The 26,988-nt window shown below is 53.6% G+C and carries 22 protein-coding genes and 1 tRNA gene; 13 read left to right on the top strand and 10 right to left on the bottom strand.

What is annotated here, in order from left to right; translation table 11 throughout:
- Positions 1 to 16: 16 nt before the first annotated feature.
- Both glnE and ABT56_RS21635 read right to left on the bottom strand, forming a co-directional pair.
- Positions 17 to 2,875 carry a bifunctional [glutamate--ammonia ligase]-adenylyl-L-tyrosine phosphorylase/[glutamate--ammonia-ligase] adenylyltransferase gene (gene glnE, locus ABT56_RS21640; protein WP_047881003.1) on the bottom strand — a complete coding sequence of 953 codons (2,859 nt, stop codon included), beginning with the start codon at positions 2,873 to 2,875 and terminating at the stop codon, positions 17 to 19.
- 117 nt (positions 2,876 to 2,992) lie between these two features.
- Positions 2,993 to 4,594, bottom strand: a complete 1,602-nt coding sequence (locus tag ABT56_RS21635) for a methyl-accepting chemotaxis protein (RefSeq protein WP_047881002.1) — start codon at positions 4,592 to 4,594, stop codon at positions 2,993 to 2,995.
- Positions 4,595 to 4,744: 150 nt separating this feature from the next.
- On the opposite strand from ABT56_RS21635, the gene ABT56_RS21630 reads away from it, so the two are divergent.
- Entirely contained in the window at positions 4,745 to 5,524 is a 780-nt protein-coding gene (locus tag ABT56_RS21630) for a potassium channel family protein (RefSeq protein WP_047881001.1), read from the top strand.
- Between the two features lie 66 nt (positions 5,525 to 5,590).
- On the opposite strand, the gene ABT56_RS21625 is transcribed toward ABT56_RS21630, so the two are convergent.
- Positions 5,591 to 7,108 (bottom strand): CYTH and CHAD domain-containing protein, encoded by a 1,518-nt coding sequence (locus ABT56_RS21625; RefSeq protein ID WP_047881000.1) that lies wholly within the window; start codon positions 7,106 to 7,108, stop codon positions 5,591 to 5,593.
- 183 nt (positions 7,109 to 7,291) lie between these two features.
- Between ABT56_RS21625 and ABT56_RS21620 the strand changes: the two genes are divergently transcribed.
- The 3 genes from ABT56_RS21620 to ABT56_RS21610 all read left to right on the top strand — a co-directional run bounded on the left by ABT56_RS21620 (position 7,292) and on the right by ABT56_RS21610 (position 10,017).
- On the top strand, positions 7,292 to 7,972 hold the full coding sequence (locus ABT56_RS21620; RefSeq protein ID WP_047880999.1) for a TIGR00153 family protein: 681 nt from the start codon (positions 7,292 to 7,294) through the stop codon (positions 7,970 to 7,972).
- Positions 7,973 to 8,003: 31 nt separating this feature from the next.
- Positions 8,004 to 9,272, top strand: coding sequence for an inorganic phosphate transporter (locus ABT56_RS21615; RefSeq protein WP_047880998.1), 1,269 nt, complete (start codon positions 8,004 to 8,006; stop codon positions 9,270 to 9,272).
- Positions 9,273 to 9,399: 127 nt separating this feature from the next.
- On the top strand, positions 9,400 to 10,017 hold the full coding sequence (locus tag ABT56_RS21610) for a TIGR04211 family SH3 domain-containing protein (protein WP_047880997.1): 618 nt from the start codon (positions 9,400 to 9,402) through the stop codon (positions 10,015 to 10,017).
- Positions 10,018 to 10,108: 91 nt separating this feature from the next.
- Here ABT56_RS21610 and ABT56_RS21605 read toward each other — a convergent pair whose 3' ends face one another.
- Complete coding sequence (locus ABT56_RS21605) at positions 10,109 to 12,391, bottom strand: AAA family ATPase (RefSeq protein ID WP_047880996.1); 2,283 nt, start codon at positions 12,389 to 12,391, stop codon at positions 10,109 to 10,111.
- A gap of 190 nt (positions 12,392 to 12,581) precedes the next feature.
- Between ABT56_RS21605 and ABT56_RS21600 the strand changes: the two genes are divergently transcribed.
- Positions 12,582 to 13,808 (top strand): multifunctional CCA addition/repair protein, encoded by a 1,227-nt coding sequence (locus ABT56_RS21600; protein WP_047880995.1) that lies wholly within the window; start codon positions 12,582 to 12,584, stop codon positions 13,806 to 13,808.
- Positions 13,809 to 13,878: 70 nt separating this feature from the next.
- On the opposite strand, the gene ABT56_RS21595 is transcribed toward ABT56_RS21600, so the two are convergent.
- Genes ABT56_RS21595 through folB form a run of 3 tightly spaced genes read right to left on the bottom strand, consistent with a single transcriptional unit; the run spans position 13,879 to position 15,526 of the window.
- Positions 13,879 to 14,682: an undecaprenyl-diphosphate phosphatase gene (locus tag ABT56_RS21595; RefSeq protein WP_047880994.1), complete on the bottom strand. Its 804-nt coding sequence runs from the start codon at positions 14,680 to 14,682 to the stop codon at positions 13,879 to 13,881.
- An 8-nt stretch (positions 14,683 to 14,690) separates the two neighbouring features.
- Entirely contained in the window at positions 14,691 to 15,176 is a 486-nt protein-coding gene (gene folK / locus ABT56_RS21590; RefSeq protein ID WP_047880993.1) for a 2-amino-4-hydroxy-6-hydroxymethyldihydropteridine diphosphokinase, read from the bottom strand.
- Positions 15,173 to 15,526 carry a dihydroneopterin aldolase gene (folB, locus tag ABT56_RS21585; protein WP_047880992.1) on the bottom strand — a complete coding sequence of 118 codons (354 nt, stop codon included), beginning with the start codon at positions 15,524 to 15,526 and terminating at the stop codon, positions 15,173 to 15,175. Before folB ends, folK begins: the two co-directional genes overlap by 4 nt.
- A 214-nt stretch (positions 15,527 to 15,740) precedes the next feature.
- On the opposite strand from folB, the gene plsY reads away from it, so the two are divergent.
- Positions 15,741 to 16,379 carry a glycerol-3-phosphate 1-O-acyltransferase PlsY gene (gene plsY / locus ABT56_RS21580; protein WP_047880991.1) on the top strand — a complete coding sequence of 213 codons (639 nt, stop codon included), beginning with the start codon at positions 15,741 to 15,743 and terminating at the stop codon, positions 16,377 to 16,379.
- Between the two features lie 51 nt (positions 16,380 to 16,430).
- Here the strand turns inward: plsY and tsaD are convergent, their stop codons facing one another.
- Positions 16,431 to 17,447, bottom strand: coding sequence for a tRNA (adenosine(37)-N6)-threonylcarbamoyltransferase complex transferase subunit TsaD (gene tsaD / locus ABT56_RS21575; RefSeq protein WP_047880990.1), 1,017 nt, complete (start codon positions 17,445 to 17,447; stop codon positions 16,431 to 16,433).
- A 182-nt stretch (positions 17,448 to 17,629) separates the two neighbouring features.
- Between tsaD and rpsU the strand changes: the two genes are divergently transcribed.
- The 5 genes from rpsU (at position 17,630) to ABT56_RS21550 (ending at position 22,448) form a co-directional block, all read left to right on the top strand.
- The gene (gene rpsU / locus ABT56_RS21570) at positions 17,630 to 17,845 is read left to right on the top strand and encodes a 30S ribosomal protein S21 (protein ID WP_005301411.1); all 216 of its coding nucleotides are present in this window, start codon (positions 17,630 to 17,632) and stop codon (positions 17,843 to 17,845) included.
- Positions 17,846 to 17,872: 27 nt separating this feature from the next.
- Positions 17,873 to 18,316: a GatB/YqeY domain-containing protein gene (locus tag ABT56_RS21565; RefSeq protein WP_047880989.1), complete on the top strand. Its 444-nt coding sequence runs from the start codon at positions 17,873 to 17,875 to the stop codon at positions 18,314 to 18,316.
- Positions 18,317 to 18,485: 169 nt separating this feature from the next.
- Positions 18,486 to 20,246: a DNA primase gene (gene dnaG, locus ABT56_RS21560; protein ID WP_047880988.1), complete on the top strand. Its 1,761-nt coding sequence runs from the start codon at positions 18,486 to 18,488 to the stop codon at positions 20,244 to 20,246.
- A gap of 92 nt (positions 20,247 to 20,338) precedes the next feature.
- Complete coding sequence (gene rpoD / locus ABT56_RS21555; RefSeq protein ID WP_047880987.1) at positions 20,339 to 22,195, top strand: RNA polymerase sigma factor RpoD; 1,857 nt, start codon at positions 20,339 to 20,341, stop codon at positions 22,193 to 22,195.
- A gap of 177 nt (positions 22,196 to 22,372) precedes the next feature.
- Positions 22,373 to 22,448 (top strand) — tRNA-Ile (locus tag ABT56_RS21550).
- Positions 22,449 to 22,516: 68 nt separating this feature from the next.
- Here the strand turns inward: ABT56_RS21550 and ABT56_RS21545 are convergent.
- The gene (locus tag ABT56_RS21545; RefSeq protein ID WP_047880986.1) at positions 22,517 to 23,794 is read right to left on the bottom strand and encodes a sensor domain-containing diguanylate cyclase; all 1,278 of its coding nucleotides are present in this window, start codon (positions 23,792 to 23,794) and stop codon (positions 22,517 to 22,519) included.
- A gap of 637 nt (positions 23,795 to 24,431) precedes the next feature.
- On the opposite strand from ABT56_RS21545, the gene pykF reads away from it, so the two are divergent.
- Positions 24,432 to 25,844, top strand: coding sequence for a pyruvate kinase PykF (gene pykF / locus ABT56_RS21540; protein ID WP_047880985.1), 1,413 nt, complete (start codon positions 24,432 to 24,434; stop codon positions 25,842 to 25,844).
- A 292-nt stretch (positions 25,845 to 26,136) separates the two neighbouring features.
- Positions 26,137 to 26,760: an FCD domain-containing protein gene (locus tag ABT56_RS21535; protein ID WP_047880984.1), complete on the top strand. Its 624-nt coding sequence runs from the start codon at positions 26,137 to 26,139 to the stop codon at positions 26,758 to 26,760.
- On the opposite strand, the gene ABT56_RS24610 is transcribed toward ABT56_RS21535, so the two are convergent.
- Positions 26,761 to 26,889, bottom strand: coding sequence for a hypothetical protein (locus ABT56_RS24610; protein WP_047880983.1), 129 nt, complete (start codon positions 26,887 to 26,889; stop codon positions 26,761 to 26,763).
- Positions 26,890 to 26,988 lie beyond the last annotated feature (99 nt).

Below are 26,988 nucleotides of genomic sequence, written 5' to 3'. Positions count from 1 at the left end.
CTACACACAAGGTGTTTCAGCTGGCGTCAACCGCCAGCAGGCGGGTCCAAATCTGCACGACCGCATCCCGCTCGGCAGAAAACGTACCATCCTCTGCCTGAGCGGGCAGTCCGAGCAGGCTAAGACGGTGAATTTCATCACGCAGGCGGCAATAAGCCTGTTTCAGAGCCATCGCATCCTGCACCGCCATGATGTCATATTCCGCCATGGTATCAAATAGGCGAACATTATCAGACCAGCGGGTCAGGGCGGGCTCGACACCGGCATGACGCAATACCAGATACTGGGCTAGAAACTCAATATCCGTGATCCCGCCGTGGTCCTGCTTGAGATCGAAGAACCCGGCACGGCGGCTCCCCAAGTGCTCTCGCATCTTATGGCGCATATCAACCACCTGCCGACGTAACTCCGGCTCTTCGCGCGGCAACATCAAAACCTGCTGGCGGACAGTGGCAAATGCCTGCTGTAGCAGGGGATCACCATAAATCATCCGCGCCCGAACCAATGCCTGATGCTCCCAAGTCCAGGCTTCTTTTTCCTGATACTCGGCAAACGCCGTCATCGTGCTGACCAGCATGCCCGATGCCCCCGAAGGACGCAGCCGTACATCCACCTCATACAAGACACCGGAGGCCGTCCGGGTCGAAAACAGGTGGACAATCCGCTGGGCAAGCCGCAGGTAGAACTGGCGACCGTCAATCTCCTTTGGCCCGCTCGTATAGACATGCTCAGGGCAGTCATGGATAAAGACCAAATCCAAATCCGAGCCGTAGCCAAGCTCCCAGCCCCCGACCTTGCCATAACCGACGACGGCGAAGCCCCGCCCGTCACGGCCGGCCAAATGGGATGGCTCGCCATACTTGGCAACCATTTGCATCCATGCCTGATTCACCACTGCCGCCACGATGGCTTCAGCCAGATAGGTCAGGTGATCGCTCACCTTCATCAACGGCAATGCCCCAGCAATGTCTGCCGCCGCAATCCTCAGAAGCTGGGTCTGCTTGAACTGGCGGATCGCCTCCATTTGCTGCTCCATGTCCTCCTCGGGGATCCGGGCAAGGTACTCGCGCAGCTCGTCACCGTACTGACTGAGCGGCGTCGGGTTGTAAAGGTGCTGAGGATCAAGCAGCTCATCAAGCAGGATCGGGTACTGGGCCAATTGGTTCGCCACCATCGGGCTGGCAGCACACAAGCGGATAAGCTGCTCCAACGCAGCAGGGTGCTCACCGAGCAATTCAAGGTATGTGGTACGCGTGGCGATCCGCACAATCAGCTTGCTGATACGGTCAAGCACGGCTTCTGCATCATCCCGAGGCACCACCAGGGCGAGAACTGCAGGCATCAGCCTCGCAAGCACTTCCCGTCCGCGCGGGCCCAAGGTACGCTTTGACAGCTCGGCTTTCATATTGCCCAGAATCCGAGTTTGGCCCTCCACGGCCGGCACGTCGAGCTCGGTCAATATTGCCGTCACCACATCGGGATTTTTGACCATCTCCCATAACTCGCGGTACTGGCCCGGTACATCATGCTGCAACTCTTCCTCATCGGTTCCGACAATCTCATCGAACACCCGGTGCACCGCTGTCATCGCATCGGTAATTGCATGCTCCAGCTCAGACCATGAACCGTAACCCATCGCCATCGCAAGCCGTACCTGATCCAGCGGTTTATCCGGCAAGGTCTGGGTCTGCTTGTCGTCAATCGCCTGAAGCAGGTTCTCAAGCCGCCTCAGAAAACGGTACCCCCGTTCCAAATCAGCAACCTGTCGCTCGGGTAATAAGCCCTGCTGACGCACCGCATCAAGCGTTTCGAGCAAACCGCGGCCACGCAAATCAGGCGATCGCCCCCCCCGAATGAGCTGAAACGACTGGGCGATAAACTCCACCTCGCGGATCCCACCAGGCCCCAACTTGATATTGTTGATCAGCCCTCGACGGCGCACCTCGCTGCTGATCATCGCTTTCATCCGCCGCAGAGACTGGATGGCACTAAAATCAATATAACGACGGAAAACAAACGGACGCAGCATCTGGCGCAGGGTTTGATATTGGCTAAAGCTTTCGCGCCCCATCACCCGGGCCTTGATCATCGCATAGCGTTCCCAGTCCCTTCCCTGCTCTTGGTAGTAATCTTCCAAAGCCGCATAGCTCATCACCAAGGGGCCGCTGTCGCCGAACGGGCGCAGCCGCATGTCCACCCGGTAGCAGAAACCATCATACGTCTGCTGATCCAAGGCCTTAATCAGGCGCTGGCCGAGACGGGTGAAAAACTGGGCATTGGCCAAACTTCGTCGGCCACCTAGCGTCTCGCCATTTTCCGGGTAGGTAAAAATAAGATCGATATCAGACGAGAAGTTCAGCTCACCGCCGCCCAGCTTGCCCATTCCGAGGATCAGCATCGGCTGGGGCTCGCCTTCCGGATTGGTCGGCGTCCCCCATTCCTCGCAGCATTTGGCATAGAGCCAGTTGTAGGCCTCCATGATGATCGCCTCGGCGAGCATCGACAAATGCGCGAGCCCCACATCAAGAGAGGCAGCCTGAGTGAAGTCCCGCCAGGCGATCCAAACCATTTCGCGCCGCCTGAACTGGCGCAGCACCCGCATCAAGCCCGCCTCGTCACCGACCTTGGCCAACAACGCCGCCAATTCATCGCGATAGCCCGCCTCGCGTGATGGTTCATCCAGATTCTGGGCCAGCCACGGCAGTAATTCACCGTCCCGTACCAATGCTGCGGCAACAAAATCACTGTAGCCAAGCACCGCCCTTAGCTCTGCCTCCTTGGCTTCGGGCCACTGAGCAAGGCGCTCCGGCTGGGCCGAGGCCAGCTTGTTCCACGCTTTGTCCTTGGCATCGTTGAAAATATCTTGCGGGCTCATAATGCTTCCTTTTCCTCTGTCGGCGCGTCGGTCGAATATGCCCTTACGATAGCACAACGCCCGCATAAGGCGGGCGTTGATTTAGCTATAAAAAGTATGTGTCACACGGCGATCCTTTCACACCTGAAAGGCTTGGATCTTACGCTCTAGTTCCGAGGCATGGTCCTGCATGGTATCTGACGTTTCCGCCAACTCACTGACCACCACCACCGAGGCTTCAACCAACTCCCGCACATTCGTCAGGTTCTGGCTCATCTCGCTGGCTACGGTGCTCTGCTGCTCGGCCGCCGAGGCGATTTGGAAATTCATGTCATTGATCTGCTGAACCTGCTCGACAATCTTATCAAGCTCACCACCGGCATTGGTCACCAACTCGACACTCTCTGCCGCCTCAACCACACTCTGTTCCATCAGGCCTACAGCCTGCTGAGCGCTGCCCTGAAGCGAGGCGATCATCTGCTGGATCTCCACCGTTGCGGTTTGGGTTCGCTGAGCCAAGCTACGAACTTCATCAGCCACTACCGCAAAGCCACGCCCGGCCTCGCCGGCACGGGCCGCTTCGATCGCCGCATTGAGCGCCAGCAAATTAGTCTGCTCAGAGATCCCCTGTATGGTGACAATCACACTGCCAATTTGCTCAACCCGCTCTTCCACCTGGCTAACCGCACCGGCAGACTGGGTGATATCCTGCGACAACAACTGGATGGTGGAAATGGTCTGCGACACGAACTGCTGTCCCTGCAGCGCCTGATCCGAGGTCCCGGCGGTTGCAACCGAGGCCTCTCTGGCGTGGCCAGCCACCGTCTGCACCGTCGAGTTCATCTGGCTCATTGCCGATGCCAGCTGGTCAATTTCAACAAATTCCTCTTGGGCGGACTCTTTGGTTTCCACCATACTAATAGACATCACCTCGGCCAGACCGGACAACTCGCCGGCCGCCTCGCGTTGGTTGCAAATCACCTCGCGCAACTGAACCCGGGTCGTCTCCAACTCACGGGCCAGATCACCGTATTCATCTTTGCAGGGCATCACGATCGGCTGGGACAAATCACGCTCGGCCAAGCGCTTGATGCTAGCCATCAGGTAGTGGGTCTGGCGCAGCATCACACTCGAACCCCCCAACAAGATCACCATGAAGGCTACAATCATTGCCGCCGTCTGCCAGGCAATCTGAACCAAATACTGCTGGTAATAGGCTTCCGCTACCGAGGCCGGCTGGGAAGCGACCACCAACCAATTATGCTCTGGCAATGCCACCGCGAACTCGAATCGTTGATGGTTATCCAGCGTCATCGCCCGGTTCCCCGTCAACCCAGCAAACAGCGATGCCTGTGTACCCGCACCATCAACGTTCGCGCCCAGAGCGGCCAAGCTCTGCCCTGACGGATGGCCGAACACCTGTTGAGAGTCACGCTCAACAATATAGAGGAAAGCATCCTGCGACATGGCCGCTGACTGAGCCTGAATTAAAGATTCCGCCAAGGCCTCCCCTTGCGGGCCAGTCGCCAGTACTTTCTTCAACATAGCGGCTGTAGACAGTGCCTGCTCTTTTGCTCTATCTTGCGAAATGCTGACAACGGACTGGTAAAATGTATGGGCATCCCAAAGCTGCTTGCCGATCAGCAACACCGTGCTGAATACCATCAGCAGCACCAGCTTGGGTACCAGACGGATATTTGTCAGCCCTTTTTCCCACGGCTTGAACACCATTTCTGTCATGTGGAATCTCCGTATATTTATGCACAATGAGCCTGGTCTTTCGGCGTTGCCGCTATTTAGCGGTGTAAATAGGCCATTGTTTTATGATTATTTTTTCATTCACCGAATTACCCTGCATTGTACCTATCGGCCCGGAGCGACGAAAATTAAATGACAAAAAAAATTGATGCCGTCAAACACGAACTCAATCCGCTAAGCCTAATGTCGCTGGTTCTCTCCTTCCTCTCGCTGGCTATCGTGACCACCATGATCTTCCTGCCCAAGGCAAGCAGCGCCTATCATCTGCTGTTCGGGATAGACTCCTTTATCTGCCTGCTGTTCTGGTGCCAGCTATTGGGTGATTGGTCACGCAGCAGCAACAAGCGCGCATACATCAAGACCCACTGGGTCGACTTCCTCGCCAGCATCCCGGTCATCGAACAGCTCCGCTTCGCCCGAGTGTTGCAAATATTCCGGGTTTTGCGGCTCCTCAACTCAAGCAAGCAGATCCTCCGCCAGCTTCGGCGTAACCGCAGGGAAACCACTATTGCCGGTATCTTCCTACTACTGACCCTACTGCTCTCGGTCGGCTCGTCAATGATGCTGATTTTCGAAAGCCATGTCCCCGAGTCCAATATCAAAGAAGCCGGCGATGCGCTGTGGTGGGTCTTTGTCACAATCTCTACGGTAGGCTACGGCGACCACTATCCCGTCACCGCGATGGGAAAAATCCTCGCAGCAGTGATCATTATCTGCGGGGTCGGGCTGTTCGGCATGGTTGCGGGACTGGTCAGCTCGGTAATCGCCGATCCCGAGCAGCAAAAAGAAAAAGACGCCAAGCGCCATGCCGAGGAGTGGCGCCTGATGCTGGACAACCAGCAACGCCTTATCGAGCGGCTGGAGGCCATCGAAAAGCAGTTAGGCGAGCAGAAATCGCCTCCTGCTCCCTAGATACAATAAAGCCCGGCAAAATATTGCCGGGCCCATGAACAAACTAGCGAGAAGGATCAAGGATAACTAGGGCCAATAAGGAACCAGCTCAATACCGATTGCCCGCGACTGATCCATCGCGTGGATCAATGAGTCCTCTTTGCGAACCAACCATTTCTCGAGCTGACGGCGATCTTCTTCGTCATCTTGCAGCTCAAGCAGGGAACGAGCAGGCTCAAGCAAGCGCAAGTCGTCCATACCCTGTAGCAGATCCAGCCACGGCATTCGGAACGGCCGGCGCTTGTCTTCGTCGTACAGCGCGGCAAAGCTCAGTCCGCTCATCAAATTGCGTAGCAAACGCGGCTGCTGGTCAAGATAGTCAATCCGGTTGAGCTGGCGCTCAGCAGGGAACACATCCAACAATTCCTGCCACGAACGAGCCAGGCTCTGGTCGGCAAAGTCCTTGACGTGCTCGGCCAATCTGGCGCGTCCCTTATCATCAAGAAACGGCTGCCAGCCACGGCTGAGGATCCAGCGGCTCAAGTCGAGCAGCAAGTTGCAATAACGGGCCGATTGAATCAGCTCAAGCACCTCTTCGGTATCAGGCAAATCAGCTTGGCGAGCTTCAAGTTGTTTCATCAACGTCTTGCGGTTGTCCAGCTTACGCAGGGCATAACCTTTCTCATCAAGCAAATCGGCAATACTGGCCGCTTCGCCCAGCCATTCCAACTCGCCTTCAAGCCACTGCAGTTCCTGACGCAGCAGGGCACTGGCTCGACGCGGGATCATCCCGCCAAAGGTCACGAGTGTCTGGCGCAACAGGCTCAGCGCCTGCTGGATTTGCTCCAGCGCCGCAACATCTTGCCGTTCGGCAAAAATCTGCTCATGGTAATGCCAATGGCCGAGAGCATGCTCGAGGGTTTTCACCAACACGGCCTCAACACTTTCGTCTCCGGCCAGCGGAACGATATCCAACGGCTTGATCGCATCCCCGGTATAATCAGCGGCCAAGCGATAACCTCGGGCCGCCTTGCTCAAGTTGCCCAGACGCATTCCACCGTCGGTACATAGCTCACGGGCAAGCGCGAACAGAGCCTCGGTCTGGCCTGATTTGAGTTCAAGCTCAACTTCACAGATTGCATCTGTCTTGCCATCGGCACTCACGCAACCCTGATCAAAAGCTAACTCAACCTGACTGCCGTCGGGCATCGCAATTAACCATTGCTGACGAACAAAATCGGTTGAAAACAGCGGCTGTAACTGCTGCTGAACATGAGCAACATCGAAGCCTTCGGGCCAGGCATCGGCCGGGTGGAGGGTCAATTCAGGCGAACTGCTGCGAGTTTCCGCATTGTATTCAGGGCGCTGATGCAAGCCAGCGACAACACGGCCGGCCGTTTTCAATGTCTGAACCAAGACATCATCAAAACGGCGGATACGCAAGCCGATATCATGCTGGCGAAGAATTTGGTCTGGGGTGTCGAAGTAGACGTTGCCTAACTCACGACGGCTTTGCTGCAGAATCTTCGCTTCAGTAATTTTGTGCAATAACTGACTGGAAAATTCTGGTGAGACGAAAAACTTCAGTTCTATCTCGGTTTCCATAGTCCTACCTATAAACAGTGGCAAACCAAGGATATTGGCAATTTCGTCCCGGGGCAAGCACGAAATATAAACAAAACCTTGATCGAAATTAGTTCCCCTATACTTACTTATGCGTTAACATGCGCGCCTTAATGACCATCGCTCAAGAATTCGCCAATTAGGCTCTTTCTAGGTTATTCGGCTATGCCAGTAAATACGATCATGGGGCTCTTTGCTAAATCCCCAATAAAACCATTGCAACGCCACGTTACACGCGTAAATGAGTGTTGCGAACTTCTCGTGCCCTTCTTCGAAGCCTGCAAGGCTGGAGACTGGGATAAAGCGACGGCGCTCCGAGAGCAGATATCGCAGCTTGAAAAAGATGCGGACGTGCTCAAACGAGAGATCCGTCTGAAGCTTCCTCGCGGTCTGTTTATGCCAGTCGACCGGACTGACATGCTCGGCCTTCTCACCCAGCAGGACAAGCTTGCCAACCTCGCCAAAGATATCGCAGGCCGAGTGTTGGGTCGCCAACTGCAAATTCCTTCCGAAATGTACCCTGACTTCCTTGCCTATGTTCAGCGCTGTCTGGACTCAGCCAACCAAGCAAATCGCGTTATCAACGAGCTCGACGAATTGCTTGAAACTGGCTTCAAAGGCCGAGAAGTAACGCTTGTTGCGGAAATGATCAACCAGCTAGACGTGATCGAAGACGACACTGACAGTATGCAGATCAAGCTTCGCCAACAACTGATGTCCATCGAAGACCAATACAGTCCGGTGGATGTGATGTTCCTTTACAAGATTCTCGAGTGGGTTGGTGCTATTGCCGACCAGGCGCAGCGCGTCGGCTCACGTCTTGAAATCATGCTATCGCGCTCATAGCGAAAGAGTGTAACAAAAACAAGGTTTTACAATGGAAATCCTGTCTAACTACGGCACCATGATTATTTTGGTGGCGGCTTTTTTTGGTCTTTTGATGGCTATTGGTATTGGTGCGAATGACGTTGCCAATGCAATGGGTACTTCTGTTGGCTCAAAAGCATTAACAGTTAAGCAAGCGATCATCATTGCGATGATTTTTGAATTTGCGGGTGCGTATCTTGCCGGTGGTGAGGTAACGGACACAATCCGTAAAGGCGTCGTTGATATGTCTTTCTTTGCTGATAAACCAGAGGTACTGGTTTACGGCATGATGTCAGCATTGTTGGCAGCGGGTACTTGGCTACTGCTTGCCTCTTACATGGGCTGGCCGGTATCAACCACCCACTCCATCATCGGTGCAATCATTGGTTTTGCGTGTATTTCTGTCGGCCCTGAAGCGGTTTCATGGGGTTCGGTAAAAGGCATCGTCGGCAGCTGGCTTATCACACCGTTGATTTCCGGCCTGTTCGCCTATGGTATTTTCGTGAGCGCCCAGCGTCTCATTTTTGATACGGATACCCCGCTAATCAATGCCAAGCGCTTCGTACCCGTCTACATGTTCATCACTGCGATGGTTATCGCACTGGTAACGATCAAGAAAGGTCTGAAGCACGTTGGTCTTCACTTGTCGAACAACGAAGCTTGGATGGCCTCTATCGCTATATCAGCCATTGTAATGCTTTTGGGTTACCTATACATCAGCCGCAAATACACTGACGACGGTTCATCTGTCGACAGCAACGGCTACGCCGGTGTTGAGCGCGTATTCAGCCTGCTAATGGTTGTAACGGCTTGTGCGATGGCATTTGCCCACGGCTCTAACGACGTTGCCAATGCGATCGGTCCTCTATCTGCGGTTGTTGCAACTGTCGAGAGTGCTGGCCAGCTGGCTGCGGAAACAACCATTGCATGGTGGATCCTTCCTCTTGGCGGTATCGGTATCGTTATCGGCCTTGCGACTATGGGCCACAAGGTAATGGCGACTGTTGGTACCGGTATTACCGAACTGACACCTAGCCGTGGCTTTGCCGCCCAGCTAGCAACAGCCTCAACCGTTGTTCTTGCATCAGGTACAGGTCTGCCAATTTCAACCACCCAAACGCTTGTGGGCGGTGTGATCGGTGTTGCCTTTGCCCGTGGTATTGCAGCCCTAAACCTAGGTGTTGTCCGCAATATCGTTGCGTCTTGGGTTATCACTTTGCCGGCAGGTGCCCTACTGGCAGTGATCTTCTTCTACGCAATGCAAGCAATGTTCGGTTAATTAACGTCAAATCGGGCTCGAGATCAAAAAGAGGGAGGCAGTGCCTCCCTCTTTTCTTGAACCCGCCGTACAAAGTTTTTAGACTTTGTCATCTTAAGAAAAACAGGCTCTCCCAAGGAATCAGATTGTGAAGCAGTTAATCAGCTTACTATTATTTGCTTGCGTCATGGCAACCATGCCAGCAAAAGCAGAGCAGGCCCGGTATATCTCCGATAACCTGTTTACTTATATGCACAAAGGCCCTAGCACCCAGTTCCGGATCATCGGCAGTGTCAATGCGGGAACCAAAGTTACCCTGCTGGAAACCAACCGCGATACCGGTTTTGGTAAAATCCGTGACGACCGAGGCCGTATTGGCTGGGTTAACGGTGACTTCATTTCTAAGCAGGTTGGTCTTAAAGAGCGCGTTCCTGCGCTGGAAAACGAACTGACCAAAGTCAAGGCGCAGCTAGCTGATGCGCTGCAATCTGGCGATGAGAAAACGGCAACCTTGCAGAGCACACTGCAAATGCGCACCGAGCAAATCACCGAGCTGGAGACCCAGAGCAGCCACCTTAACGAGCAGCTGATGACGTCCCAGACCGAAATTCGCGAACTGCGTGCCAAGCTTGATACTCAGAAAGATGACCTGCTGATGCGCTGGTTCACCTACGGCGGTATGGTTGCCGGCGGTGGCTTGCTATTTGGCCTGTTACTGCCACATATCATCCCGCGCCGTCGCAAGCGCAACAACGGCTGGGCTTAACCTAGCTATCCCCGCATACAAAAAGGCAGCCTCGCGGCTGCCTTTTTTATTTCGCCTTGTCACTTAGTGACTACTATTCGGAACTGGGTGACTACCATTCAGAAAGTGCCGGCATCGACACATGGTACGACTCGAAGTCGAACACTACCCGGCGAGGCTCAATGCTGCGCAGCAACACCCCTGGGGCGATACTGTCACCTTCAAAAGCCTCCTTGCCATTAACCTTCACCCAGCGACTCTCCTTATTCGACGAGTAAATATGGGTTTGGAAGTTCAGCGTCGGGATCCTGTTCTGTACCGCAACGGGCAAATCCGCGATATCAATCGTATCGGCACCCTTCGCCTTCTCTTCTACCGCCACCGGCTCTTCTGCAGGCAGCTCCCCATCACTGGTTGCGGCAATCGCCGACTTCAGGTGAGATGCCAACTCCGGTGACATATCGGAGTAATCAATCGCATTGAGATCCCAGCCCTCATCACCACTCTGATCGGCCTGATGGCTGATCAGAGCCGGAGGCTCAGCCCCTGTCTGTCCAGCAGCCTGAGCTTGCGGGGTCGATGATGGCTCCAGCGGAACCAAGCGGCTGTACAATGGCAATGGCTCAGCATCAAGTACCGGGTAGGCCATTGCCGTGATCTCGACAGGCAACTGCTGCGAATTATCCAGCGGCTCCTGCGCCGTTGCTTGCGGCTGCAAGGTCGGCCCCGGCAGGTTCATAGCAGCATCGACCACCATCAAGGTACGCGGCCCGGCAATACCGTCCACCGACAATCCCTGGGCCTTTTGAAAACGTCGCAACTTCTCCAGCAAGCCTTGGCCGAAAATGTCATCACGGCTTTGCTGGACACCCAGCAAGGCACTTAGCTGATCATCCAACCAACGAACCCGGGGGCCCTGCTGGCCATAGCGGATCGCCCCCTTGTCTCCAAGCGGCGGACGCCACAGCAAGGTGTATTCCCCATCCCATCGGGCCGCAAGCCACTCCGGTTTCACCGATACCCGTTGGTTAGCCAGTAATAGCTCAACGCTATCTCTTCGCACCGCATACAGAATCGCATAGTATGGGATACCACCGGGCTCCGTCAGCGTTAAGATGGCAGTCCGGTTAATCAGCCCTAGCTGCTCAAGATCACCCTGCCCCTTGTAACAGCTCAAACCAACACGGCCGCTTGACTCACAGTTGGCTTGGCTCAGCTGAGTGTCATAGCCCCACATCCGGTATAGCGACTGCATCGCATGCCGCTCGGAGGCGGACTGATTCACCAGATGCATCCAATTCACCGCAGCCTGGCGCGGATCATAGAGTGGCAGGCTCGGTTGCTGAGCGACGATATCCTGCACGGCTTCCGCCACAACAGCAGCGGGAGTCGGCGACACTGGCTGGCTCGCAACCACAGGCAGTACGGACACACTCGCGGCGCTGTCGGGCTGCTTGTCATCTCCAGACCATAGCGCCAAGCCGTAACCGGCCCCAAGTACCGCCACACCAGCCACCGCGGCAGCCAATGGCAGCATAAAGCGCTTGTTGCCCTGCTTTTTCGTCTCCACCGACTTGAGTGTCGGCAACTGCCAGTCCAGCACTTCCTGACAGGCCTGCTCCACCAGCTCCTTCGGGATCTGGTGCATGCTGCGCTGGAAACCGAGCTGCATCGCCTTGTCGCAGACAAGATTGATCAAGCGCGGGATCCCCCCCGTCGCCTTGGCAATGATCTGGTTGTTGGCAGTGCTGAACACATTATGCAGGCAGTCAACCGCCCGCAAACGGTAGTTGATATATTCGCTGACTTCTTCTTGAGTCAGGGGCAGCAGGTGATAACGGGATGTGATCCGCTGCGCCAGCTGGCGCAAACGCTCCTGCTGCAATAGCTGCTGCAACTCAGGCTGGCCAACCAACACCACCTTGAGCAGCTTGATGCTGTCGGTTTCGAGGTTGGTCAGCAGGCGTAGCTGCTCGAGCACATCCGGCATCAGGTGCTGGGCCTCATCGATCAGCAATAGGCTCTGGGTGCCGTTTTTATGGTTATCGAGCAGGTGCTGGTAAATAGCGTCAGTCATCTGCTTGACCGTCGCACTTTCTGGGTACGAGATGCCGAACTCATCACAGATACTCGCCAGCAGCTCCAGCGTGGTATAGGACGGGTTAAGGATCACCGCAACCTGAGTCTCCTGCGGCAGCCGGGTGACCAGCGCCCGCAAAACCGTGGTTTTCCCGGTGCCCACTTCCCCCGTCAGCAAGCCGAAACCGCCCCCGCCGCTCAAGCTGGAGAGCATATGCGTCAACGCCTCGCGATGGCGCTCACTCAGGTAAAGAAAACGCGCGCTGGGAACAATTGAGAAGGGGGGCTCCGATATCCCGTAGAAATCCCTATACATACCATCGTATCTCTTGATTGGAACATGGGTTGATTATACTTAACGTTACTTGTCACTTATACCATTGTATAGCCCTTTCCAGACAGACACCTGCCTCTCTTGGTCAGCTTGGCACGTTGCTCACAGGATTCGTGCTAAGCTGCTGTTTTGATATACTTGTGTCATATCTGTCGTGCATAAGGGGAATACATTGCAAATTTATTTGGTAGGCGGGGCCGTTCGCGACGCCCTTCTTGGACTGAGCGTCAAAGATCAGGATTGGGTGGTAGTCGGCGCGACCCCGGAACAAATGCTGGAACAAGGCTACACTCAGGTCGGCAGCGACTTCCCTGTATTCCTCCACCCCAAAAACAAACAGGAATATGCCCTGGCCCGAACCGAGCGCAAGTCAGGCAAAGGCTATACCGGGTTTGTTTGCCATTCGGCACCCGATGTGACGCTTGAGCAAGATCTCATGCGCCGCGACCTGACTATCAACGCCATCGCCAAGGCTGACGACGGCACCCTGATCGATCCCTATAACGGTCAGCACGATTTGCAACAGCGCCTCCTGCGCCATGTGTCACCCGCTTTCATCGAAGATCCGCTCCGCGTGCTACGTGTCGCACGCTTTGCCGCGCGTTTTGCCCATCTCGGATTTACCGTTGCCCCAGAAACCATGGCTCTGATGCAAGACATGGTCGTAGCCGGTGAGCTGGCAGCCCTGACCCCAGAGCGCGTATGGCAGGAGTGGGAACGTTCGCTCCAGACCGCCAATCCTGAGATCTTCCTCAGGGTACTGCGCCAATGCGGCGCGCTAGGGGTGATCATGCCTGAAATCGACAATCTTTTCGGCGTGCCGCAACCTGAAAAATGGCACCCGGAGATCGACTGTGGCATCCATACCTTGCTCGTTGCCGAGCAGGCCGCCTTGCTAAGTGATGATCCCGTGATCCGCTTTACGGCTCAAGTCCATGATCTGGGCAAGGCGCTCACCCCGGAAGAAGAATGGCCGAGCCACAAGCTGCACTGCCAAACTGGGCTTGGGGCAATCAAGACGCTCTGCCAGCGCCTGAGAGTCCCCAACGACTACCGAGATACTGCATTGATGGTCTGCGCCCAGCACACCAAGATCCACAATGCCGATATCCTGCGCCCAGCTACCTTCATCAAGATCTTCGACCAGATCGATGCCTGGCGCAAACCGGAGCGGGTTGCCCAGCTGGCAACCTGCTGCCTCGCCGACGTACGAGGCCGGACCGGTTTCGAAACCGCCCCCTACCCACAGGCTGAAATCCTCCAAGGCGCTTTCGCCGCCGCTCTGGAAGTCGAAGTAAAACCGATTATCGACGCAGGCTTCAAAGGCAAGGATATCAAGGATCAACTAGCCATCCGCCGCACAGCCGCCGTCGAACAAGCTCTTACCACCCTGCGCTAAGAGCCCATAGGGCCGCTAACAAGCACAAAAAAGCCCGGCATGATGCCGGGCTTTTTGCTTGCCGTGAAACTTACTGCATCATCAGGAATGCCAATAAGCCACCACCGAGCAACAAACGGTAAATAACAAACGGCAGCATCCCCAATCGGGTTACCAATTTAAGGAATACGTGGATACAGGCATAGGCGCTGACAAACGACACCGCAATGCCGATCGCCAGCGTATCAACTTGTACTGGAGCGCCACTGCTAACAAGCTTCATCCCCAAATAACCGCCCGCCAGCAAAATGATCGGGATTGACATCAAGAACGAAAAGCGCGCTGCCGCCTCACGGGTAAAACCAAGGTAGAGCGCAGCGGTCATGGTCGCTCCAGAACGCGATGTCCCCGGGATCATCGCGGCCGCCTGCGACAGCCCGATAAACAACGAGCGTTTCCAGTCAGCCTGGTATTCGTCGTCGGTCTGTTTGGCACGCACATCCACCCACCATAGCAACAGGCCAAACACGATAGTCGTCACCGCGATCACCCACGCCGAGCGCAGGTAGAGCTCGATGATATCTTTCATAAACAGGCCGAAAATACAGGCCGGGATCGTTGCAATCACGATCATCCAGGCCAATTTTGATTCGGCTGAATGCTGCTTCTTGAAGATCGAGCCAAACCAGGCCGACAACAAGGCGACCACTTCCTTACGAAAGTAGCCAATCACTGCCATCAAAGTGCCCACATGCACCGCCACGTCAAATGCCAGACCCTGATCGGCCCAGCCCAGTATCGCTGACGGCAGGATCAAATGCGCCGAGCTGGAGATCGGCAGAAATTCGGTCAACCCCTGGATAAGAGCCAGCGCGAAAGCTTCAAAGGTCGTCATAACAATCCTTACACAACAAAATTATCCACAGGCCACAGTGCCTGCTCAAAACTCGATAAGTGCCATAGCTGCGCCACGGTACGCCCATCGCCGGGCAGCACCAGTGCCGGAGCCAATTCCATTAATGGCTGAAGAACAAAAGCAAATTTGTAGATGTCACTGCGCGGCAGAACCGGATACTCCTCGCGAACCTCATCACCGTAAAGCAAGACATCGAGATCCAGTGTACGACTTTGATTTTTCTTTGCATCCGGCTCGCGCCCGTACTTCAGTTCAATCTGCTTTAATACCTGCAAGAGGCTATCTAGCGACAGCGACGTTTCGATGGCAGCCACACAATTAAAAAATTGCGGTCCGTCAAAGCCAACCGCCTCGGCCTCGTAGACCGTAGAGACGCGCATTCCCTGCCCCAGCGCGGCCAATTCCAGCAAACCCTGACGCAAGTGATAGTCCCGTTCGATGTTCGAGCCGAGGCTGATATAAACCGTGGTCACCGACTACCCCGTTCAATGACAACCCCGACCCCGCGGGCATTGGCTACTGCACCCGGCTTGGTCACCCGGACCCGAATCCAAGGCACGCCGAAGCGAGACATAATCAAGCCAGCCACTTCCTCGGCCACTCGCTCAACCAACAAGAAACGCCCTTCCTGAATGAAAGTCGTCACCGCCTCACTGACCGCCGCGTAGTCCAAGGCCAACATCACGTCATCGTTTTGCGCAGCTGGGCGGTTGTCGTGAGCCATTTCCAAATCAAGCACCAGTTTTTGCTTGATTTCCTGCTCCCAGTCATAAACACCGATAGTGGCAATGACTTCAAGTTGTTCGATAAATACTGAGTCCATGTTCAATCGCTAATTCGTACTAGTGGTCGGATACCAAATTTGAGCAATAACGCGTATTATCAGGTCGGAAACGACGATATACTACTGCTTTGATTTACAAGCTCATCAGGTTGCCTATGAGCTGCGGCCAGCACTATAACACAGGAAACTGGCCAACGTGTAATCAACAAAATGGACACCAAAAGCGCCCCGGCGCCAGCAAGCGGATCACTGCATGACACCACTCGTACTCCTGATCATCATCGGGGCCTACCTTCTGGGCTCAGTCTCCAGCGCCGTGCTGATCAGCCGCCTGTGCCGCCTACCCGATCCCCGCGAGTCAGGTTCCGGCAATCCCGGCGCCACCAATGTCCTTCGTTTGGGAGGACGGGGAGCCGCCGCTGCGGTTCTCGTCTGCGATATTCTCAAGGGGATGATCCCAGTCTGGATCAGCTACTTCCTCGGCATCAACCCGTTCCTGCTCGGTTTTATCGGCATTGCGGCCTGCCTTGGGCATATCTATCCGATCTTCTTTCATTTCCGGGGCGGAAAAGGGGTGGCCACCGCCCTCGGCGCACTGGCACCGATTGGATGGGATCTGAGCGGGTTGCTAATTGGCACCTGGCTGCTGACCGTGCTGGTCACTGGCTATTCGTCGTTGGGCTCAATGGTCACGGCACTGGCCGCACCGCTGTTCACCTGGTGGGTAAAGCCCGAATACACCCTGCCGGTGGCAATGCTATCGTGCCTAATTGTATTTCGCCACCATGACAATCTCCGGCGGCTACTGGAGGGAAGCGAGAGCAAGATCTGGACAAAATTCAGCCGTACCAAACCCTCTACCAGTAACGAGTCCCACAAAGACCCTTCCTGATGCGGATTTGACACGGCCAAATTCGGATCAACTACCCCTTGGCCACAAGCATTACTTGATCGGCTTTAGCTGGTCGATTGGCCAGCGAGGGAAGGCTTTAACACCAAGATCCATCGTTTCCTGGTTCTTCAAACGCTGCATGCCCGCATAAGCGATCATCGCCCCGTTATCGGTACAGAACTCTGTCCTCGGGTAGAACACTTCACCGTTCATCTTGCGCATCATCTCTTCGAGTTGTGCGCGCAGGTGTTTGTTGGCACTCACGCCACCGGCAATCACCAAGCGCTTGAAGCCAGTTTGCTTCAGGGCACGCTTGCACTTGATCGCCAAGGTATCCACCACGGCTTCCTGAAACGCATAAGCGATATCGGCGCGAGTCTGCTCGTCGTCATCATTGGCGCGAATGGTATTGGCAGCAAATGTCTTCAGGCCAGAGAAGCTAAAATCCAGCCCCGGACGATCGGTCATCGGACGCGGGAAGGTAAAGCGACCCGGCGTACCATTTTCGGCCAAGCGAGACAGCAGCGGACCACCTGGATAGTCCAGCCCCATCAGCTTGGCCGTCTTGTCAAATGCCTCACCGGCGGCATCGTCAATCGACTCGCCGAGGATCTGATATTCACCAATTCCTTTCACTTCCACCATCATGGTATGGCCGCCAGAAACCAGCAGCGCCACGAACGGAAATGCCGGCGGATTATCCTCCAGCATCGGGGCCAACAAATGGCCTTCCATGTGATGAACAGCCACTGCAGGGAGGTTCCATGCATAGGCCAAACTACGACCGATAGTTGCGCCAACCAGCAGCGCGCCAACCAAGCCCGGTCCCGCGGTATAAGCGACGCCGTCGAGATCAGCCGGGGTCAGGCCAGCCGCATTCAGCGCCTCTTTAATCAGCGGAATGGTTTTCTTCACATGGTCGCGCGAGGCCAATTCCGGCACCACACCACCATAATCAGCATGCAGTTTTACCTGGCTGTAAAGTTCGTGTGCCAGCAGGCCTTTTTCATCATCGAAAATCGCCACACCTGTTTCGTCACAGGAGGTTTCGATGCCCAGTATACGCATAACAACCTCTATACTTATGGTAATTGAGGGCAATACTACCGCCCTTGACAGAAATTAACCAGTTCGGGGATGCAGAATGCTTTACAAACGCCCCCAGATCAGATTAGAATTTCGCACCATTTTTAATCAGCTGACACTTTTTGAACGTCAGCGTTAATGAATCACTCTGAGGTGAGTATTACATGCCAGTAATCAAAGTACGTGAAAACGAACCGTTTGACGTAGCACTACGTCGTTTCAAGCGCTCTTGCGAAAAAGCAGGTATCCTTTCAGAAGTACGTCGTCGTGAACACTTCGAAAAGCCTACTACTGTACGTAAGCGTGCTAAAGCAGCGGCTGTTAAGCGTCACCTGAAGAAATTGGCTCGCGAAAACGCGCGTCGCGTTCGTCTGTACTAATCAACTGATTAACAGAAGGAACGTGCTATGACTCTGATTGAACGTCTTAAAGACGAACAAAAGGCGGCAATGAAGGCGAAGGACAAACCTCGTCTTGGTGCTATCCGTCTGGCTCTTGCTGCAATTAAACAGCGCGAAGTTGACGAAAAGATCACTCTTTCCGATGACGACGTACTGGCGGTACTGACCAAGATGGTTAAGCAACGCCGTGACTCTGTTGCTCAATATGAAGCGGCAGATCGTCAGGATCTTGCTGATGTCGAGCTTGCTGAAATCAGCGTACTGGAAGAGTTCATGCCACAGCCGCTAAGCGATGATGAAATCGTTGCTCTGCTGGATGAGGCTATTGCTGCTACCGGTGCTGCCAGCATGCAGGACATGGGCAAACTGATGGCGGAGCTTAAGCCAAAAGTTCAGGGTCGTGCCGATATGGGTAAAATTAGCCAGTTGGTGAAAGCCAAGCTAGGTTAATCCACACCCTATTTCTGCAACAAGCCGTGCTATCCGGTTTCGGAATGCGCGGCTTGTTTGTATTCTAGCTCCAGACTTTTTACACTGTACGCCAAACCAAAGGGCTACCTCCCCAGCGAGCCCTTTGGTTTGGCCCATCATCCACTGACTCTCAGGTACCGCACACGCTATGGCAGGCAAAATCCCACGATCTTTTATCGATGATCTCATCGCAAGGCATGACATCGTAGATATTGTGGATGCCCGGGTAAAACTGAAAAAGCAGGGCAAGAATTTCGGTGCCTGCTGCCCGTTCCATAACGAGAAAACCCCCTCCTTTTCCGTCAGCCAGGAAAAGCAGTTCTACCACTGCTTCGGCTGCGGCGCGCACGGTAACGTCCTCGACTTCGTGATGGAGTTCGATCGGCTTGAGTTTGTCGAAGCCATTGAAGAGCTCGCCTCACAAGTCGGGCTAGAAGTCCCTCGCGAACAAGGCAGTGGCGGCGGGCGGCCTGAAGCCCGAACCAAAGAAAAGCTCGGGATGTACGAGATGATGGCCCACATTGGCCAGTTCTACCAATCCCAACTCCGTACCCCCGATGGCGGTGTCGCGGTTGACTACCTCAAGGGCCGCGGCCTCTCGGGTGAAATCGTCCAGAAATTCGGGATCGGCTTTGTACCAGACCAATGGGACTTGGTGCGCCAGCGCTTTGGCCGTGATATGGACAGCCAGCAGATGCTTGTGACCGCAGGCATGCTGATCGAAAATGACAACGGCCGCCGCTACGATCGCTTCCGTGGCCGGGTGATGTTCCCTATCCGCGACCGCCGCGGCCGTGTCATCGGCTTTGGCGGCCGGGTATTGGGTGACGGTACGCCGAAATACCTCAACTCACCCGAAACCCCTATTTTCCACAAAGGGCGTGAACTGTACGGCTTGTACGAGGTTCTGCAAGCCCATCGTGAACCAGAACGCCTGCTTGTGGTCGAAGGGTATATGGATGTCGTCGCGCTGGCACAATTCGGCGTCGACTACGCCGTCGCCTCGCTCGGCACCTCGACCACCGGCGACCATGTCCAGACCCTGTTTCGCCAGACCGGTACCGTGGTTTGCTGCTATGATGGCGACCGTGCCGGCCGCGATGCGGCGTGGCGAGCAATGGAGCAGGCACTTCCGTACCTCAATGACGGCCGCCAGCTGAAGTTTATGTTCTTGCCTGACGGCGAAGACCCGGATACCTATATCCGCCAGTACGGCCGCGAGGGCTTCGAGCAGCAAATCGATCAGGCAATGACGCTGTCCGATTTCATGTTCACCACCTTGCTCCAGCAGGTAGACACCAGCAGCAACGAAGGCAAGGCCAAGCTCAGCACCCTCGCCGTACCGCTCATAGAGAAAGTACCCGGCGGGACGCTGCGCCTGTATCTGCGCGAAATGCTGGGCAAGAAGCTCGGCCTGCCCGACGAGAGCCAGCTCCAGCAGTTGATCTCCCGAATGGGAAGCGAAAGCACCAAAAAAGCAGGCCAACCGGAAATTAAACGCACACCGATGCGCGAGGTGGTCGCGTTGTTGATCCAGCACCCAGAATTCGTTAACAGCCTCGAATTTGATATGGCGGCATTTGAAGGGATCGAGGTGCCTGGACTAAATTTATTGATATCTATTGTTGAAAAATGCCGCAGCAACCCCAATATCAGAACAGGCCAATTACTTGAGAACTGGCGCGGAAGCAATAGCGAAGCCATGCTGGCCCGATTGGCCGCGTGGGAGCTTCCCCTCAACAAGGATGAGGACAATACGCTAGATGTATTTTTGGACGCGATGGATAAAGTTATCGATCAGTGCGTCAAACAACAAATCGAAAAGTTGCAGGCTAAATCGAGAACCATCGGCTTATCAGTCGAAGAGAAGCGGGAATTGCAGTTACTCATACTCAACCGTCCCGGCTAGTAAGTAGTCAACAATTAAGACATTTGTTATAATTACTGGTTTGCATCTCTGCATACTAACATCTCAATCAGACCCTAAGTTGGATATCGTCTATGGAGCAAAATCCGCAGTCACAGCTAAAATTGCTTGTTGCCAAGGGCAAAGAGCAAGGCTATCTGACCTACGCCGAAGTAAATGACCACCTACCGGAAGATATCGTCGATTCCGATCAGGTGGAAGACATCATTCAGATGATCAATGACATGGGTATTAAGGTGGTAGAAACCGCCCCTGATGCCGATGATCTGATGATGACAGAAGACAATGCGGACGAAGACGCGATTGAAGCTGCGGCCCAGGCGCTTTCCAGCGTGGAAAGTGAAATCGGCCGTACTACCGACCCAGTGCGCATGTACATGCGTGAGATGGGTACCGTTGAACTACTGACCCGTGAAGGCGAAATCGACATCGCCAAGCGTATCGAAGACGGTATCAACCAAGTTCAGTGTTCTGTGGCCGAATACCCAACCGCAATCGCCCACCTGCTTGAGCAATTTGACAAAGTTGAAGCCGACGAACTACGCCTAACCGACATCATCTCTGGTTTCGTTGATCCTAACGACGAAGAGACGGCGGCACCGACGGCAACCCACATCGGCTCCGAGCTAAGCGAAACCGATCTGGAAGACGAAGACAAAGATCTTGAAGACGACGACGACGATGACAGCGATGACGATGACAGCTCTGATGATGATGCTGGCATCGATCCTGAAGTAGCCCGCGAGAAATTCAGCGAACTGCGTGTCTCCTACGAGAAGATGGCACTGGCGATTGACTCTCGTGGCCGTCAAGATCCTGAAACTATCAAAGCTATTGAAGAGCTTTCTGACATCTTCAAACAGTTCCGACTGATCCCTAAGCAGTTCGACAAACTGGTTAGCTCACTTCGCGATTCTATGGACAAGGTGCGCACCAACGAGCGCCTGATCATGCGTATGTGTGTTGACAACAGCAAGATGCCGAAGAAAACTTTCGTCAACCTCTTTGCCGGCAACGAAGCATCGACCGAGTGGATCGACGAAGCACTGAACTCAGGCAAGCCTTATGCTGAACGCCTGAAGCAGTACGAAGAAGACCTTCGCCGCTGCGCGCTTAAGCTGCGTATGCTAGAGCAAGACACCGGCCTGTCTATCGAGCGTATCAAAGACATCAGCCGCCGTATGTCTATCGGTGAAGCGAAAGCTCGCCGCGCGAAGAAAGAGATGGTTGAGGCGAACTTGCGTCTGGTTATCTCGATTGCCAAGAAGTACACCAACCGTGGCCTTCAGTTCCTTGACTTGATCCAGGAAGGTAACATCGGCCTGATGAAGGCTGTCGACAAGTTCGAATACCGACGCGGTTACAAGTTCTCGACATACGCAACATGGTGGATCCGTCAGGCTATCACCCGTTCGATTGCCGATCAGGCTCGTACTATCCGTATCCCGGTACACATGATCGAAACCATCAACAAACTGAACCGTATCTCTCGCCAGATGCTTCAGGAGATGGGCCGTGAACCGTTGCCGGAAGAGCTGGCAGAGCGCATGCAGATGCCTGAGGACAAGATCCGCAAGGTACTGAAAATTGCCAAAGAGCCAATCTCGATGGAAACCCCTATCGGTGACGATGAAGATTCGCACCTAGGTGATTTCATTGAAGATACTACGCTTCAGCTACCGATGGATGCCGCGACCGCGACCAACCTTCGCGCAGCGACCAACGAGGTACTGGCAGGACTGACACCGCGTGAAGCGAAAGTACTGCGTATGCGATTCGGTATCGATATGAACACTGACCACACCCTAGAGGAAGTGGGCAAGCAGTTCGACGTTACCCGTGAGCGTATCCGCCAGATCGAAGCAAAAGCGCTACGCAAACTTCGTCACCCAAGCCGCTCAGATGTACTGCGCAGCTTCCTTGACGAGTAAGTCATAGCACTTCTTGTAAAAACGGGCCATCAGGCCCGTTTTTTTATACCCGTACGCAACCCCACCATGATTACCGACCGCCGTCACACTCTGCCTTGAGTGCTTAATATTCAAACAAAACAAATACTTTATTCGCTAGACAAGGCAAATCCCATCCCATATAATTTCCCGCACACTGGCCCCTTAGCTCAGTGGTTAGAGCAGGCGACTCATAATCGCTTGGTCGACAGTTCAAGTCTGTCAGGGGCCACCAGATATAGAAAGGCCGAAGCGGTTAATCACCACTTCGGCCTTTTGTCTTTTCTAACCGTGTTATACAGGCTACATCACCGCTTCGCAGCCACCATAGGCAATCGCTCGCGACTTCCCACTCCGCTTCGCCTGATACAACGCCCTATCAGCGGCCAGTAACAGCATATCTACCGAATCCAAGTTGGCATCTACTCCGGCCACCCCTGCGCTGATGGTAAAACCGATCGACATACCGTCGACATTCACGGCCTGATCCGCAATCCTATTGCACAGCACATTGGCCATCTCAACCGCTTCAGCTGTCGAGCACATCGGCAACAACAAAAGGAACTCCTCGCCCCCCCAACGGCCAAACAGAGCATGCTCCGGCAGCACCTCAAGGCAACGGCTCGAGAAGGCTTTCAGTACCTCGTCACCAGCCTGGTGCCCAAAACGATCATTGACCCGCTTGAAATTATCGATATCCACCAATACGCAGCACAGTCCGCCGCCACAGCCACAGGCCTGCTCCAACATGGTTTGAAAATGCTCACCGAGCGCCTGGCGGTTGTATCCCCCCGTCAATCCGTCATGATTGGCCCGGAACTCCAACTGCTGGCGGAGTTGGTACTGCTCGGTAATGTCCATCAGGGTTACCTGTACCGCTCGCTCGCCATTCCAGTCGACGAGGCTCGATATCATGCTCAGCCATACGTAACTGCCATCACACCGAATGCACTGGGATTCGGCACGGATACAGTCAACCTCCCCCCTGAGCAGCAGGTTATTGTCGCGCCATGCCTGCTGTTGCCGATCCAGATGGATGTGGTTCAATAACGACGAGCAACCCAGCAAGGCGTCAATACTGGGATACCCCAGGATGTTGGCATACGCCTGATTGCTAAATAATGGCTGGAAATCTTTGTGCACCACGATGCCCTGAATCGACCCGTCCACCAAACCGCGGTAACGGGTCTCGCTGGCCGCAAGACGGCGCTGCATATCAACCTGAGCACTTAAGTCTATCAGGATAATTTGCATCGCCGGCTCACCCTGCCAGTTCACAATACTGTCGATAGTCAGCACTCGAATGGGGGCACCGCCGTGGGTGATATTGGTATAGGTCCTGACCCCTGGTTGTGCCTTTCCGGCCATCACCAAATCATAGGCCTGACGAGCCAACTGCTGTTCGTGAGGTGCAACCAGCGACAGGATGCTGGGCAGAGCCATAACCTCCCGGCTTGATTGAAAACCAAGATATTTGGCATATTCATCATTAACATAGAGCGGTTTGAAATCACGGTGGATAACAACCCCATACGCCGAATCGATGAATAAAGGATCGGTATGAATTGCTGGACTAGTCACAAAGCCCCTATCAGCTAGGTATGTCGTTCTTCTCTCAGAGAAAATCACAGACCACTTACTAAAATGCGTAAAAAGCATTCTACTCTGCCAATAGGCTTCACTTCCATACCCAAACAGCACACATTGCGCACAAATTCCAAATATCCCTACACTGATATCCAGTTCAACTGAGATGATTGAATTATTTCACGCCCCTAAATTAATCAGAGATTGATAATAAACAAAAAAAATCTGTGAAATAAGTAGATAATTCCCCCCTCGCTTTTGGCGATTGAGAAATTTTTGCGCGCTATCACAAGGTGACCAAAGAGTTCAACTATGCTACTATACACAGCTTGTTTAGCACTCAATTTTGTGTATAGCGATCGTACAAGCGCTATGCTTTTGAGTTATAAGCCGCCTAAAGGTTGGCGATGATCGCACAGAAATGCCTTACAAAAGCAACACAATGTTTTTGTAAGGCTATATTTTTGACAAAATTTGTTTTATCACCGTTGTCATGAAGGTGTAAGTTGCAAATGTTTGAACTACGGCACGTTTTGTAGGCGTATTTCAATATTCTCCAATGCGCATTTTCAGGTATAACACCGTGATTCAAATTTCCCTTGGGTAAAAGTTCGTCCGGAGACCACTCTCAATGAAAAAGACCAAGATCGTATGTACGATTGGACCTAAAACAGAATCTGTAGAAATGCTTACCAAACTAGCTAACGCTGGTATGAACGTAATGCGTCTTAACTTCTCACACGGTGACTTCGCTGAGCACGGCCAGCGTATCAACAACCTACGTGAAGTAATGGCAACTACTGGTAAGAACCTTGCGATTCTTCTGGACACCAAAGGTCCTGAAATCCGTACTATCAAACTAGAAGGCGGCCAAGACGTTTCTCTAGTTGCTGGTCAGGAATTCACGCTAACTACCGACACTACTGTAATCGGTAACAGCGAGCGCGTAGCGGTAACTTACCCTGGTTTTGCAAAAGACCTAGCGAAAGGCAACACCATCCTTGTGGATGACGGCCTAATCGAGATGGAAGTACTGGAAACAACTGAAACAGAAGTTAAGTGTAAGGTACTGAACAACGGCGACCTAGGCGAAAACAAAGGTGTTAACCTTCCTGGCGTATCTGTTAACCTGCCAGCGCTTGCTGAAAAAGACAAAGCTGACCTTAAGTTCGGTTGTGAGCAAGGCGTTGACTTCGTTGCTGCTTCTTTCATCCGTAAGGCTGAAGACGTAAAAGAAATCCGCGAACTGCTAAACGCAAACGGCGGCGAGAAGATCCAGATCATCTCTAAGATCGAAAACCAGGAAGGTGTTGATAACTTCGACGCAATCCTAGAAGCATCTGACGGTATCATGGTTGCTCGTGGTGACCTAGGTGTTGAAATCCCAGTTGAAGAAGTAATCTTTGCTCAGAAGATGATGATCGAGAAGTGTAACCGTGCACGTAAAGTCGTTATCACTGCAACTCAGATGCTTGATTCAATGATCAAGAACCCACGTCCAACTCGCGCAGAAGCGGGTGACGTAGCTAACGCCATCATGGATGGTACTGACGCAGTTATGCTATCTGGTGAATCAGCGAAGGGTAAATACCCAATCGAAGCTGTAACCATCATGGCTCAAATCTGTGAGCGTACTGACAAGGCACTACGTGCTGAGCTAGGTTCTCGCCTAGACAGCCCACGCCTACGCATCACTGAAGCGGTATGTAAAGGTGCTGTAGACACAGCTGAGAAGCTAAGCGCTCCTCTGATTGTTGTTGCAACTGAAGCCGGTAAGTCTGCACGTTCTGTACGTAAGTACTTCCCAACTGCAAACATCCTAGCTGTTACTACTAACACTAAGACTGCTGCTCAGCTAGCACTAACTAAGGGTGTTACACCTGTAGTTGTTGATGCAATCGACAGCACTGACGATTTCTACACTCGCGGTAAGTCACTGGCTCTGGAAACTGGCCTAGGCGCTAAAGGCGATATCGTTGTTATGGTTTCTGGTGCTCTTGTACCATCAGGCACAACCAACACTGCTTCTGTACACGTACTGTAATCAACCACAGTCCACACAGAACACAAAACGGGAGCCAACTGGCTCCCGTTTTTTATATTCGGCAAGCAGCGATACCTGACAAATAGTTCTCTGATCAATGACCATAAAGTAGCTAAAAAACCCAACAAGTAAATCGTTATCGATTGCTAGGGGGATAATTCACACTTTTATAAGATAACATTCGATACTGCCGACACCTCTAAGTATACTCTTGCCACGATACATTCCCCTTGGGAATTCGCTGTTTATAGTGAGGAGTCCAGTGCCAACCCCAACCCTTTCCGATAAAGTGATGGAAATTATCCGTCAAGATATTCTTTCCGGCTCTCTCCCCCCTGGCCAAAAGCTGGTTGTCGCCGAGCTCAAAGAACGCTACCAAGTCGGGGCGTCGCCGATCCGAGAGGCACTAGTCCAACTATCATGGCGTAAGTACGTCTGCTTTGCCCCGCAGAAGGGCTGCTGGGTCGCACCGGTATCCACCACTGAACTCGAGGATCTGTACACCACCAACCAAATCCTCAGCCAAACCCTGCTGGAACGCGCGATCCAATTCGGTGACGAAGCATGGGAAATCAACATCATCACCAGCTACCATAAACTCAACCGACTCAACCCCGCCGACGACAGCACCGATCTCAACGAATGGGAAATGCGCCATAGCGAGTTCCATCTGGCCTTGCTGGCCGGCAGCCAGTCTCCGACGATGCTTGGTCTATACCATCAGGTTTATGAGCAAATCCAACGCTACCGCCACATTTGGGTCAATCGCCAGCGCCATTACGACGAACGCTACAATGACAACGGCGAGCATGAGATGATGATGAAAGCCGTGCTGGATCGCGACAGTGACCAAGCTCTGGCGCTAATGAAAGCACACTCTCAGCGGGCGCTAGACATGATAAAAGCCAATATCTAGCTACCAGAAAATATCAGAGTGGTGGGTATTGAGCAGCAACACCGCCAGCAGGAAATACAATGCACTCACCTGAAACCCCAGTAGGAACAGGCTAATAACCGTTAACCTTGGCAGCCATTTCTGAGTCATAGGCCCTCCCCAAACAACAGCATTATGACGATGAACAGACCTTAGTAGACTTTAGTCTAATAAGGCCTGTTCATCAGGCACAAAAATGTATGGTCCGCC

This window comes from Photobacterium aquae (assembly GCF_001029445.1).
Classification (GTDB): Bacteria; Pseudomonadota; Gammaproteobacteria; order Enterobacterales; family Vibrionaceae; genus Photobacterium; species Photobacterium aquae.
Note: the sequence above shows the minus strand (reverse complement) of the source record. Positions and strands in the feature narration are given on the sequence as shown.

Coding starts and splice junctions, on each gene's coding strand:
- tsaD (WP_047880990.1), bottom strand. CDS start 17,447: ATGCGTATACTGGGCATCGAAACCTCCTGTGACGAAACAGGTGTGGCG.
- pykF (WP_047880985.1), top strand. CDS start 24,432: ATGAAAAAGACCAAGATCGTATGTACGATTGGACCTAAAACAGAATCT.
- plsY (WP_047880991.1), top strand. CDS start 15,741: ATGACACCACTCGTACTCCTGATCATCATCGGGGCCTACCTTCTGGGC.
- ABT56_RS21635 (WP_047881002.1), bottom strand. CDS start 4,594: ATGACAGAAATGGTGTTCAAGCCGTGGGAAAAAGGGCTGACAAATATC.
- ABT56_RS21630 (WP_047881001.1), top strand. CDS start 4,745: ATGACAAAAAAAATTGATGCCGTCAAACACGAACTCAATCCGCTAAGC.
- ABT56_RS21605 (WP_047880996.1), bottom strand. CDS start 12,391: ATGTATAGGGATTTCTACGGGATATCGGAGCCCCCCTTCTCAATTGTT.
- ABT56_RS21595 (WP_047880994.1), bottom strand. CDS start 14,682: ATGACGACCTTTGAAGCTTTCGCGCTGGCTCTTATCCAGGGGTTGACC.
- ABT56_RS21620 (WP_047880999.1), top strand. CDS start 7,292: ATGCCAGTAAATACGATCATGGGGCTCTTTGCTAAATCCCCAATAAAA.
- dnaG (WP_047880988.1), top strand. CDS start 18,486: ATGGCAGGCAAAATCCCACGATCTTTTATCGATGATCTCATCGCAAGG.
- folB (WP_047880992.1), bottom strand. CDS start 15,526: ATGGACTCAGTATTTATCGAACAACTTGAAGTCATTGCCACTATCGGT.
- ABT56_RS21625 (WP_047881000.1), bottom strand. CDS start 7,108: ATGGAAACCGAGATAGAACTGAAGTTTTTCGTCTCACCAGAATTTTCC.
- ABT56_RS24610 (WP_047880983.1), bottom strand. CDS start 26,889: ATGACTCAGAAATGGCTGCCAAGGTTAACGGTTATTAGCCTGTTCCTA.
- rpoD (WP_047880987.1), top strand. CDS start 20,339: ATGGAGCAAAATCCGCAGTCACAGCTAAAATTGCTTGTTGCCAAGGGC.
- ABT56_RS21615 (WP_047880998.1), top strand. CDS start 8,004: ATGGAAATCCTGTCTAACTACGGCACCATGATTATTTTGGTGGCGGCT.
- glnE (WP_047881003.1), bottom strand. CDS start 2,875: ATGAGCCCGCAAGATATTTTCAACGATGCCAAGGACAAAGCGTGGAAC.
- ABT56_RS21565 (WP_047880989.1), top strand. CDS start 17,873: ATGACTCTGATTGAACGTCTTAAAGACGAACAAAAGGCGGCAATGAAG.
- ABT56_RS21535 (WP_047880984.1), top strand. CDS start 26,137: ATGGAAATTATCCGTCAAGATATTCTTTCCGGCTCTCTCCCCCCTGGC.
- rpsU (WP_005301411.1), top strand. CDS start 17,630: ATGCCAGTAATCAAAGTACGTGAAAACGAACCGTTTGACGTAGCACTA.